The 12,927-nt window shown below is 39.6% G+C and carries 8 protein-coding genes and 1 pseudogene; 7 read left to right on the top strand and 2 right to left on the bottom strand.

Annotation, left to right across the window (positions count from 1 at the left end; genetic code table 11):
- Window positions 1-16: 16 nt before the first annotated feature.
- The 3 genes from GKR41_RS02400 (at window position 17) to GKR41_RS02390 (ending at window position 3,215) form a co-directional block, all read left to right on the top strand.
- The gene (locus GKR41_RS02400; RefSeq protein WP_226809607.1) at window positions 17-1,393 is read left to right on the top strand and encodes a replicative DNA helicase; all 1,377 of its coding nucleotides are present in this window, start codon (window positions 17-19) and stop codon (window positions 1,391-1,393) included.
- 172 nt (window positions 1,394-1,565) lie between these two features.
- Window positions 1,566-2,192 (top strand): DUF47 domain-containing protein, encoded by a 627-nt coding sequence (locus GKR41_RS02395; RefSeq protein ID WP_226809606.1) that lies wholly within the window; start codon window positions 1,566-1,568, stop codon window positions 2,190-2,192.
- Between the two features lie 12 nt (window positions 2,193-2,204).
- Window positions 2,205-3,215: an inorganic phosphate transporter gene (locus GKR41_RS02390; protein ID WP_226809605.1), complete on the top strand. Its 1,011-nt coding sequence runs from the start codon at window positions 2,205-2,207 to the stop codon at window positions 3,213-3,215.
- 840 nt (window positions 3,216-4,055) lie between these two features.
- Here GKR41_RS02390 and GKR41_RS02385 read toward each other — a convergent pair.
- A pseudogene (locus GKR41_RS02385) lies at window positions 4,056-4,602 on the bottom strand (DegT/DnrJ/EryC1/StrS family aminotransferase); the annotation flags it as partial.
- Between the two features lie 614 nt (window positions 4,603-5,216).
- The gene (locus tag GKR41_RS02380; RefSeq protein ID WP_226809604.1) at window positions 5,217-5,606 is read right to left on the bottom strand and encodes an Mth938-like domain-containing protein; all 390 of its coding nucleotides are present in this window, start codon (window positions 5,604-5,606) and stop codon (window positions 5,217-5,219) included.
- A 620-nt stretch (window positions 5,607-6,226) separates the two neighbouring features.
- On the opposite strand from GKR41_RS02380, the gene GKR41_RS02375 reads away from it, so the two are divergent.
- The 4 genes from GKR41_RS02375 (at window position 6,227) to GKR41_RS02360 (ending at window position 11,676) form a co-directional block, all read left to right on the top strand.
- Window positions 6,227-6,649, top strand: coding sequence for a hypothetical protein (locus tag GKR41_RS02375; RefSeq protein ID WP_226809603.1), 423 nt, complete (start codon window positions 6,227-6,229; stop codon window positions 6,647-6,649).
- Between the two features lie 226 nt (window positions 6,650-6,875).
- Window positions 6,876-8,207 carry a homoserine dehydrogenase gene (locus GKR41_RS02370; protein ID WP_226810232.1) on the top strand — a complete coding sequence of 444 codons (1,332 nt, stop codon included), beginning with the start codon at window positions 6,876-6,878 and terminating at the stop codon, window positions 8,205-8,207.
- Window positions 8,208-8,254: 47 nt separating this feature from the next.
- Window positions 8,255-9,709, top strand: a complete 1,455-nt coding sequence (gene thrC / locus GKR41_RS02365) for a threonine synthase (protein WP_226809602.1) — start codon at window positions 8,255-8,257, stop codon at window positions 9,707-9,709.
- Window positions 9,710-11,460: 1,751 nt separating this feature from the next.
- Window positions 11,461-11,676, top strand: a complete 216-nt coding sequence (locus tag GKR41_RS02360; protein ID WP_226809601.1) for a hypothetical protein — start codon at window positions 11,461-11,463, stop codon at window positions 11,674-11,676.
- The last annotated feature ends 1,251 nt before the right edge of the window (window positions 11,677-12,927 follow it).

The following is a 12,927-nucleotide window of genomic DNA, read 5'->3' as shown; positions in this document are numbered from 1 at the left end:
TTGATAATCGGTTTCCATGAACGCGTTGAATAACGATTTGCAACTTGAATCACTAAAAGTTCCGCCTCATTCAATCGAAGCGGAACAGTCAGTGCTGGGTGGTTTGCTGCTTGATAATGCCGCGTGGGATCAAATTGCAGACTTTCTAGATTATCAGGATTTCTATCGCTTTGATCACCAGCTTATTTACCAGCATATCGGAAAACTAATTATTACCTCTCGGCCGGCAGATGTAATTACGGTGTTTGAGTCACTTTCTACAGCGGGCCAGACGGATTGTATTGGCGGTCTCGCCTATTTGAATGCGCTTGCGCAAAATACGCCAAGCGCAGCGAACATCCGGCGGTACGCCGAGATTGTACGAAATCGGGCAGTTTTAAGAAAACTAGTAACTGTTGCTGACGAAATTGCTAGTGATGCTCTCAATCCACAGGGTAAAGAAGTCCGGCAGCTTCTCGACCAAGCCGAGGCTAAAATTTTCTCGATCGCAGAAGAAGGCCAACGTGGCACTCAAGGATTTCTTGAAATTGGGCCGCTATTAACACAAGTAGTTGAGCGGATTGATGCTTTATATCACACAGACAATCCGAGTGATGTGACAGGTACACCAACTGGCTTTATTGACTTAGATCGAATGACTTCGGGAATGCATGGTGGCGAATTAATTATTGTTGCGGGACGGCCATCAATGGGAAAAACTGCATTTTCGATGAATGTCGGTGAATATGTTGCAGTAGAATATGGTTTGCCGGTTGCTGTATTTTCAATGGAAATGCCTGGCATACAACTTGTAATGCGGATGCTTGGTTCGATTGGTCGACTCGATCAACACCGAATGCGTACCGGACGACTAACTGATGAAGATTGGCCTAAGCTAACGCATGCGGTGCGCAAGATGAGTGAGGCACAGATTTTTATCGACGAGACAGGCGGGCTGAATCCAATGGAATTGCGCTCGCGAGCGCGAAGATTAGCGCGTCAGTGCGGTAAGCTAGGGTTGATTGTTGTTGATTATCTTCAGTTAATGAGTGGCTCATCATCAGGAGAAAACCGAGCAACAGAAATCTCTGAAATTTCGCGTTCTCTTAAAAGCTTAGCTAAAGAACTTGACGTGCCGATTATTGCACTATCTCAGCTCAACCGAGGCTTAGAACAGAGGCCAAATAAACGACCTGTGATGTCTGATCTGCGCGAGTCTGGTGCAATTGAGCAAGATGCAGATATAATTTTGTTTATCTATCGTGATGAGGTCTATAACCCAGATAGCCTTGATAAGGGGATAGCCGAGATTATTATTGGTAAACAGCGAAATGGGCCGATTGGACCTATTCGCCTAACATTTTTGGGTCCGCATACAAAATTTGATAATTTTGCTGGTGTATCATCATTTTAGACAAAATATAATTAATATTTAGAAGTATTACCTATTAAGTATCTAGTTAGTCCCGCACTTTATTATCATAATGTTATCGTAGAGTGGGAGCGCATATTTTTTCGGCTAGTCTAGCGACGTTTAGATGTAATATTGCACTCCTGTGTTGGCGCCTATTACTTCCGAGGGATTCATGTTCGGACGCTTTATGCCTACTGAAGGCAAGTTCTTCGAGATATTTAATGCTCACGCAAAATGCATAGTCGATGCTAGTCTCGAACTCGAGCGGTTAATCGAAGATCTGCCTAATGCGGAGTTGCACAAAAAAAACGTGCAAGCAAATGAAAAACGTGCAGACAAGCTAACGCATGAATGTATCGATTTACTACATAAAACCTTCATCACACCGCTAGATCGAGACGAAGTTCATAAGCTGATCACGACTATGGACGACATTCTTGACTTAATGGAGGATGTTGCTACCGCGGTATCGCTATATGATGTACGGATAGTTACCTCCGAGGCAAATGAACTTGCGCATGTCTGCCGACTCACCTGCGAGCGTGTTCAAATAGCAGTAGCTATGCTACATGATATGAAGCGCGCCAGTATGATCCTGAAGGCTTGCGAAGAGATTGATCGTTGCGAGTCTGATGCAGATCGACTATTGAGATCAGCAATATCTAAGCTATTTCGTGAAGAAGATAACGTTAAAACGTTAATTAAGCTAAAGGCAATTTTTGAGTTGCTCGAAGCCGTGACAGATAAATGCGAAGATGTCGCTAACATTATCGAAGGCATTGTACTAGAAAATGCATAGACGGAGTAGCTAATGCATTCGATTCAACTTGCTATATGGGTAATTACGCTACTAGTTTCTGTAGCGTTGATATTCGATTTCATGAATGGTTTCCATGACGCAGCAAACTCAATCGCGACTGTCGTGTCGACAGGAGTACTTAAGCCGTATCAGGCCGTAGTATTCGCCGCTAGTTTTAATATCATTGCATATTTTATATTTCATTTAAAAGTAGCGACTGCAGTTGGTAAGGGCACGATCGACCCTAGTATTATCGATCACTACGTAGTATTCGGCGCTTTATTTGGGGCCATTGGCTGGAACATCGTAACTTGGTATTACGGGATTCCATCAAGTTCCTCGCATGCCATAATTGGAGGCCTAGTTGGCTCGGCAATTGCTAAGTCAGGGTGGGGCGCTTTGAATATAAGCGGATTGACGAAGACAATCTCTTGCATTTTTTTATCGCCCTTACTTAGTTTTGTATTCGGGTCGCTTTTTATGCTTCTGGTCTCTTGGATTTGCTTCCGGATGCGGCCAAGTCGTGTTGATTGTTATTTTCGAAGGTTACAACTTGTGTCTGCGTCTCTATATAGCCTGGGACACGGAGGTAACGATGCACAAAAGACAATTGGTATTATTTGGATGCTGTTAATAGCAACGGGAGCATCATCTCTTGCCGATTCTGCTCCGCCGACATGGATAATCGTTGGCTGCTATATGTCAATGGGGTTAGGAACATTATTTGGTGGTTGGCGAATTGTGCGCACAATGGGGCAGCGCATTACGCGGCTCAAACCGGTTAGTGGATTTTGCGCAGAAATTGGTGGTGCAATTATATTATTTATAGCGTCATGGTTAGGAATTCCAGTTTCGACGACGCATACAATTACTGGTGCGATCGTTGGGGTTGGAGCGACGAAGAAACTTTCAGCTGTGCGTTGGGGTGTCGCTAGCAATATTATATGGGCTTGGATTCTGACAATTCCAGCATCCGCCGCACTTTCTGCTGCCGGATGGTGGCTAGGGAAGAAGTTGCTATAAGTGCATTTTTTGTGCTTGCACGCAATGTTACATTTCCATAATGGATACACATCCATCTTTAGTAGACTGACAGCATATAAATGTTTGGCATTATATTTTCCGTTATCTTAGATGTTACTTTCTTAGTATGGAATAGTATTAATATACTAAATATATTTAGTGGCTTTAAATTACGAATAAATTAATTTCTTAATCGCAAGCTTTTCCACTTGCATGTTTTATAAAAAATTTATTTTTAACTAGAACAGGAAAATGTACGATACACATATATATATTATTGTATTGCTCTTATTCAAATACTTGCAGCGATTAAAGACACTTAGATTTATTATTCCATTTTTTTCAAAAACCTAATCATCTATAGATTTATATATTGACTACTAGTAGTAAATACCGTTTTTATTAAAAATACAAGTGAGATATTATCAAATATATCTCTTATAGTACTGAGTCAGTCTAACACGTATTACCTAATTTTATCTCATTTTTTCTTATAATTATTACTTCTTTAAAGCGTGCATTACTACTTAGGTCTACTATATAACTTATAACTAGAGGTGCAGATAGTTAATATTACTCATATTAACTATCTGTTTGATTACGGCGGTAATATTCTGCTCTAACTTATATATTATATTTATAATTTCCTCTAAAATTTAAAGATTTTAGGATATATTTTATCTAGTACTACCTTAGTTTTATATGCGCTGGCTAGAAACGCTCTTCGAATCTACTTAGTAGAATAGACTAAAGCATTAGTCTCTTTACTGAGCAGTAATTTAATTTTAAACTGCACTTTCAATTAATATCTCATAGCAAAGTACTTCTAGTATAGAACTCTGTAATTTCATTTAAGCGAGCGAGCGATCCCAACCCGACTTGTGCAGCAACATCAGTTAAATTGTACTTACCTCTACGTAGATCGTATTCCATTCCGTCAAAATCAGTTCGCGTTATACCATGAAGCCGGTACTTTTAAGCGAGCTGTGCTTTATTATCGTTATTTATTATAAGCGCACCACCCTCAATTGCTATAATATTTTTATTACGTGTAAGCGAGCGTATAAAGCTAATTCAGCGAATACTGGGGTTGCACCAACCTCGTAGATCATATTGCTAGCAGCTACTTAGATACGGTGTAGTTATTACTTCGTCGCTGGGTCTAATACTGGCGATACACAATGCGATGGCTATCGTGCGGCGGGTACCTTAAAATTAAAAGTTCGCACTGACCAGCCATAGCACTAAGAGAGCGCCGCTTCAAAACGAGCATTTTGCGGGCCGGTAGTAATCTAACCACTGCATAGAACATCAACGACGCCGGACATTGTTTCCTCATTAACATAAGTCGAACGAACGGCAAAAAAGGCAAGGGGATTGTGCTCATATTTTATCTCATTCAGTTCTCTTAATAGGAGAAAATCTTTTTCTGCAACAGAATAGCTACGCCGAGCATATTGCTACCAATAGCAGCAAAACTTCAAGCCCGAAATAGCGTCATAGAATGAGCATTAATTGATCTAAAGAATAACGCTTATTGCATAGCATAAAAGCTATTAATGGTAAGCTACTGCGATTAATAGATATAATTTTGACATTAAAAATTTAAAAAATTAGAATAATTAACCGAATCCATACTAATTTTAAGCGGCAACTATATGCTTATATATATTAGATTTTTCTAGAAAAATATACGTAGCAGAAATTGAATTCATGCGCCAAAGCCCGATTTACGGTTGAAGTTTAGCTATAATAACGCTTTGCGAATCGCACGCAATTACCCTCATAAGCATCTGGCAGTAGCTAGCTGGTTATTAGTACTGACAATAATTAAGTATACGTAGTCTACGTGTAACCCAGCAATAGAATATCAGCCGTATTAGGGAAAAACATTCCTATCAATTATCTATTTTTAGTAGATTTCAGAGTATGGCATGTGCAGGTGCGCATGTTTATTACATATCAAAAAATGACTAAAGATCTGACATATATTAGCTATATTTATATTTTTTCGATTAGAATCGCGAGTACGACTTTGCGTCTCTCTGACATAAGGATATTATAGGTACGACACGCAGCCTGAAAACTCATTGTCTCGATACCAATACACTGGCGTGTCAGTACATTAGTTATTCGTGGATGCGCAAAGCGTTGCCGTGCTCCAGTTCCAAAAATTACGACTTCAATCTTAGATTCGCCAGCAAACGCAACTAGCATGTCAAAATTCTCTGGCATCAGCGTATCAAACGAAAACACCGGCCACGGCACAACCGGCTGATGCGGGAATATTAAAATGCTGTAATCGTAGCGTTGTCGATTAACCTCAACATAGTTAGCGCCATAACCAGTGACAGTATTCATACTACCAGTAGAATCTAGGTGTAATTTCAATGTAATGTCTATATATGTTTGATATTTATGGGTGCTTACCACGTGTGGCAAACGAGACGATCAGTTCGAGTTATGAGATAATGGAAACGACCAGCCCGAGCTCAATGCATTCCGCTATGCGGTTTACCGGATAAGGGAATAGTTTGATGCATTGTGTGACTACGCTAAAATCCGCTAGATTACTCTTTAGTGTCCTTAAGCCTGTTAGATCACGCGAGCGGCCTTTGTATCGGTCGCTATCCGGCGAATAGTCGCTTTTTTTATCGTAAGCGAGCTTTTCTTTACCAAGGCATTGGATATGAAGAAGTCCATCATAAAATTAAATAAGCTATTAAATATCTGTTATGGCATATACAGATCTCTTTGAAATAAGGTTAAACGCTTTCAAGAAAAAGGGTATCAAAGTCATTAAGCCAAACATTGGTAATGTTGACGCTCTCGTCTTCGATACGCTAGACGAGGGTGCCACTGATATAGTTAGAAACCTACCGGCATCATCTAGTTTTTTTCGGACTCAAAGTCTATGTTTTCAGCGTATAAATCTATTGTGTATCACGGGCAACAAAAAACATTGTTGGTGTTAACTATTTTTTACTAGCAATAACGCGTCGGAGTTAATAGTGATAACGATGCAAGGCCCGCTAAATGATAACGATAAAGTGCCATTACTACGGTTTAGTGACCTATTATTGGCAGAACTAGTTAGTCTATTAGTAGAAGAAAACTGCTACTGGTGGGGCAAATATAGTAGTCGTCTGTTAGATTCAGACGGTATTAAAGCGAAGATTTTGCTCAATATGCGAGTCTCAGCGATTGCTAACTTTCATAATCTGACCAATGCGGTACTGATACTCAAGCTTGCATATCAGTACCAGCTAACCGTATTCTTCGATAAGATCTGCGATAAGATTATTATCTGCGACGGGGCTTATATACGCCGAGGTAGCGCATTTTACCATATATACCCACTACCGTCTTTCATGGAAAGCGACCTTATACATGTTTCTGTGAATAGATCTAGCCATCTATCTAGTGTGCGATAGCTAAGATTATTCTAGAACTGCTGCTGCAAGAGCGAGTTTTTGCTAATTTAGCGCACCGGATTAGCGCACCGGATTTAACTAGCTAGATCCTGAGTAATTTTAGATCGCATTTTTACCTAATGTCCATAACCCGAGCAATTCGATAAGCTGTAGTGCAAGGTTTCTGGGCGGCTACTGCAAGCGTACGAGCGCGTTGCCCCTTTTTATGACATACACACGCGGGATCATGGAACCGATCAAAGTAGGATTATTAGGCTTTGGCACCGTTGGCAGCGGAACGTTTAATGTATTGCGCCGCAACCAGGAGGAAATCGGCCGGCGGGCTGGCCGGGGAATCGAGATCACGAGAATCGCGGTACGTAATCCAGCTAAGGCTCAGAAAGTCTTGGTTGATCCACTCCGTACCGTAACATTAACGTCGGACTTTACATCGGTGGTCAATGATCCATCTCTAGATATTATTGCAGAAATGATTGGTGGTACCAATATTGCCCGTGAACTAGTATTGCAAGCGATCCAGAATGGTAAGCATATCGTGACAGCTAATAAGGCGTTACTTGCGGTTCATGGAACTGAAATATTCGAAGCAGCTCGCGCTAGAGGTGTAATAGTTGCCTTTGAGGCCGCGGTAGCTGGTGGTATCCCGATCATTAAAGCATTGCGTGAGGGTTTAACGGCGAACCGTATCCAGTATATAGCCGGTATTATTAACGGCACTACAAACTTTATCTTATCTGAGATGTGCGAGCGCGGCCTAGATTTTGCGACTGCGCTGGCTGATGCTCAACGTCTTGGCTACGCAGAGGCGGATCCGTCATTTGACATCGAGGGCGTTGACGCTGCACATAAGGCTACTATTATGGCAGCGATCGCATTTGGAGTGCCAGTACAGTTTGATCGTGCTTATGTCGAAGGAATCACTCAATTGCATACATTGGATATTCGTTATGCGGAGGAACTGGGTTATCGGATTAAGTTACTTGGTATTGTGCGACGTACTATTCAAGGAATTGAGTTGCGGGTTCATCCGACGCTAATTCCAGCTAAGCGTTTGATTGCAAACGTACAGGGCGCAATGAATGCAGTCCTTGTCTATGGCGATGCGGTTGGGGCAACACTGTATTATGGTAAAGGGGCGGGTGCAGAGCCAACGGCATCAGCTGTAATTGCCGATTTAGTTGATATTGCTCGGCTACATACAGTAGACCCCAATAATCGCGTGCCCCACCTTGCATTCCAACCAGACCGTTTGGCAAGCACACCAATCCTGCCCATTGACGAAATTACTAGTAGCTACTATTTGCGACTTCGTGTCGTAGACCAAATAGGCGTACTTTCCGATATTACACGTATCCTTGCTGCCTTAGATGTTTCGATTGATGCGCTGCTACAAAAGGAGTCAGAGTTCTCTGACAAAGGCCAGATAAGTGAAACTATTATCATTCTAATCACGCACGAGACGCTAGAAAAAAATATCAATGAGGTGATTTCTCGCATCGAAGCACTATCTACAGTGCGATCGAGTGTGACTCGGCTACGCATGGAAGCATTGAACTAAGATTAATCGCCTTAGCCGATAAGCGAAGAAGTAAAGGACATTTTAAGATGAAATATATTTCCACGCGCAGTTCCGGGCTCGGGAGGCGTTATTCGTTTCTTGAAATTCTACTTGGCGGTCTTGCAGAGGATGGCGGCTTATATATACCAGTACAGTATCCACGCGTGTCCGATGCCGAATTGTCACATTGGCGAACACTATCATATTCGGATCTAGCATTCGAGATTCTTAAGAAATTCTGCAATGACATACCAGTTAACGATTTACTGGCATTAACACGTCGCACTTATCGAGCTGATGTTTACTCAAATATACGCGACGCTAGTGGATCCGAGCGTATCACGCCCCTTAGAACACTGGGAATTGAAGGTGGTACGCCCCTGTCGCTGCTAGAGTTATCTAACGGGCCAACGCTCGCTTTCAAAGATATAGCCATGCAATTGCTTGGCAACCTGTTTGAGTACGCTCTAGCAGCATATCATGACCAGAAATTGAATATTCTTGGAGCAACATCCGGCGATACTGGTAGCGCTGCTGAATATGCAATGCGCGGCAAGTGTGGCATGCGTGTCTTTATGCTATCACCTTATCACAAAATGAGCGCATTCCAGACTGCTCAAATGTTTTGTTTACAAGACCAGAATATCTTTAATATTGCAGTCGAAGGAGTATTCGACGATTGCCAAGATATTGTTAAAGCAGTCTCGAATGACTGCACATTTAGAAAAAAATACCAAATTGGTACGGTTAACTCAATCAACTGGGCTCGGATTAACGCACAAGTTATCTACTATTTTCGAGGCTATTTTGATGCGACATGCCATAACAACCAGCGCGTATCGTTCACGGTTCCATCAGGTAACTTTGGTAATATATGCGCTGGTCACGTCGCTCGGATGATGGGCTTGCCGATTGAAAAGCTAGTAGTTGCTACTAATGAGAACGATGTACTTCACGAATTTTTCCGAACCGGAAAATATCGATCACGATCAGCGGCTGAAATTTACCATACAACTAGTCCTAGTATGGATATCGCGAAAGCGTCGAACTTTGAGCGCTTTATCTTTGACTTGCTAGGCTGCAATTCTAAGCGCGTATTACAATTGTTCTGTGACCTCGAGACCAATGGTAGCTTTGATTTATCTATGTCGAGCGATTTTACCCGCGTGCAAAGGTTCGGTTTCGTATCTGGTTGCAGCACGCATACTGATCGCATTTCAACGATCCGTGATATCTACCGTCGATATCAGGTAATAATCGATACCCATACGGCGGATGGAGTGAAAGTAGCGCGCGAATACCTAGAACCTGGAATTCCTATGATTGTGCTCGAAACCGCACAACCTATAAAGTTTAGGGATACGATTCGAGAGGCGCTAGATCTAGATCCTCCATGTCCTCCAGCCTTTAATAAACTAGAGACTTTGCCCCAGCGTTTCACTGTTTTACCGGCTGATGCTGCGTGTATTAAAGACTTTATCCGCGCACAGATTGATATCTAGGTGCTGTATGCTAAGTAACAAGGTTATAACCTATACACTTACTTATATAGTGCTGATGATCTAACTATGCTAGCAAGCATAGTTAGATAAAATGTTCTCGTTAGAGAGACATTCAACCAATACGGGACCGGTTAAACTGTGTAGTATCAATCACAAATTCGGATTTCGGGCGGTGTTAAACGACCTGTTAGGGACATATTAATAGATATGTAGTGTCGTGGAATTCACTTGCTAGTTAAAGTAGAAAAGTAGAAAAGTAGAAAAGTAGAAAAGTAGAAAAGTAGAAAAGTAGAAAAGTAGAAAAGTAGAAAAGTAGAAAAGTAGAAAAGTAGAAAAGGAAATTGACTTGGGTCTTATACTCAAATAATAGTGTTTATGCGTGACTAGTTGCATAGCATGTTGTTCTAATACTAAGACTCAGATCACATCAAAAGTCTTAGTCGATGAGATATCAGTTGATCAAGATTCAGAATTTAACTATTGTCCTAGTAGCCATACTATTATGGCGCTTATAAAAATAGATTTAATGAATCAAATTAATATCTTCTATATTACAGCTTATAGCAATTCTCTTAATCTATAGATACAGCTATAGTAAATTTATGAGTCGAGTAGAAAAGTGGTAAAAATATATAAATATTTAGATAATATATCGGAGTGATATTTAATCAATTATAAAAGCGATTACGATCCGCTTCCCAAGCTTGAGAGAGATAAAAAAATAGTCAATTCTTCGGGGCAGTATACGGTAGCATTTATGTGTTCTTAATGCACTTTGCTTGTCTAGGTAGCTCAAAAATTGAAGTGTACTCATTGCTAGTACAAATCAAGACCACCCATCATTCAGTATACTATCTGCGGCAGAGTTATATGGTCAGATGACAAAATCACTATTCATTTAAGCGCCATATTCTAATTAGACTTTATCGCTGAACATGATGGTCAGTTATACAAGCACTACCTGTATTAATCTCTTAATCTCGGATATCTACATATTAGCATACTGCAATGCAAATACGTTTATATTCCCTCGCGAAATCTTACGCGCAATCTTTTCTAGTTAAGTACACTTTATAGTACATAATCACAGTATTCTTCTAACATATTAGAAATATTAGAAGAATAGTGTACCCTGTAAAAGTTACCTAAGAATAAGCTATGTTAAAGCACGTATACTAATCAGCCGAACATTAGCAGTATTGCCTCAGCTTGCCCAGTATCCTGCAAACATAAGTGTTTTTTCTATCACCAGAACCTAAGATGACACTAATAATACCAGCTATTCTTTACACAGAGTTTCCTTATTTATTGTAGATAATCTACACATTGTACAGTCTGGGCTAGAAATATCTGGCTGATACTAGACAATTGGGGTCTATTTGAGTATGTAAGTTCTCAAAGCTATCTCTGAATCAGCAAGAGGTCTTATAGCATTGTTAAATAGTGCGCGTACTATTTTGAGACTTAAAAAAAGATTAACATATTAAATAAACATGTGATTATTGAGCAATAAATCTGGCCGGATTATAGAAAAATTTATAAAACCTATGCCAAATGGTCTCATCACATATACTGTTACTGCTGCTATTATTATCAGCAGCCAGATAACTTGTAGCGCACTTAATGCACAAGACATCAACTATAAGAGTGCTATACAAACTTAAGTATCACCCTTGACCATGCCTCCAGAGATAGTGCATACAGTCACCAACCATCGTTCTTCGATGGCGTTGCTATCCGAATTTTAGCAGATGCGTCAATCAGAATCTGAATTAGCTAGTGAAAAAGTTCCTCCACCGATACAGGGGATGCATATCCAGCGAGAAGGTATTCAGCACTGGCTGGTAATCGATAAATCACTGCGCGTACAAATTTGGCCTAAAGTACGTCGTTTTTTGGAGCGAACAAGGCTTCGTTTTATTACTAGACTCATACAATTGCAGTATTTTGGAGACAGACTGGCGTGAAACCTGCCCGCAGAGATCATATAGACCAACTCACGATATTTTTCCTAAAGCACTTACTTCCTCCAATACAGCAAGTGTTCCCGATAAATATCGTACTCGGCTCGAAAATACACCGGATGGTAAAGTATATGTGTTTATCAGTCGGTGCAGGCTATATAAGCAGTTCTTTGGTATAAATAACGCACACAGCCAGCGGGAAATTCAACAGAACGATCCAATATTAAAAGCTAAGTATTTTAATCGATTAATGCAGGTATTAGCAAATAATTAACTTTGTAATATATCTACTAGAGCTGTTAGTTATATTCGAAAATAGAAAGAAACTAGTTGAGACGGTGCGATGTAAATTAATCACACATACCACTATGTTCTCTAATTTTTATGAATATGCATAGTTTACAAGTCTGGATTAAGTTAAATTAAAATTTACGGTTCATTATCATGATCGTACGCATGGATTATGTTTCATGCGTTATAGTGCGGGCTGCACTATTAATGTTCGACTAAAAATATTTTTTAGATTAAAAATCTATAACTCATAGTATAATGGAGAGTAAACAATATTGTCTAAATATATATTCCTTAGTTAAAGACACACAAGTCCTAGTTATACGTAAAAATAGAAGTACTAAAAATTTATATTACTGCCAATCGAAGTATCTAATTACATGTAACTCGAAACCGTTACGTTAACCTTAGGAACCAGCATTTAGTACTTATCTAAATATCCAGTAGATAAAGTGTTTACTATATTAATTCATCATATGCATTAGTAATTATCAATAACATCTGGAATTAAAATAATTATTCAGTTTGAATTATCTTTACAATAATACTATACGCTCTGTACTAATAAATAGTTGTTGTTTGTAACTTGCGGCTATAGAAACAATACTTCATTTTGAGAGGTATAGATTCTATGGTGGTAGAGCGATACGCGACCTACTTGTTAAATAGAGTATTCGGCATCAGCTTCTCGAGTTTTTTCAAGGCTGCTTCTATCTATCTATCTATCTATCTATCTATCTATCTATCTATCTATCTATCTATCTATCTATCTATCTATCTATTTATTTATTTATTTATTTATTTATTTATTTATTTATTTATTTATTTATTTATTTATTTATTTTAAAATCGATATTCCTTACATAATTTTTTTTCGTTTCGCTAGCACATTAAGCGTATAATTCTGATATATATACTATATAATTATAATCCCAGTAAATATGTGCCCAATAAATCTGTTAA

This window comes from Candidatus Vallotia laricis, assembly GCF_020541325.1.
Taxonomy (GTDB): Bacteria; Pseudomonadota; Gammaproteobacteria; order Burkholderiales; family Burkholderiaceae; genus Mycetohabitans; species Mycetohabitans laricis.
The sequence above is the reverse complement of the archived record's forward strand: the minus strand, read 5'-3'. Positions and strand labels throughout refer to the sequence as shown.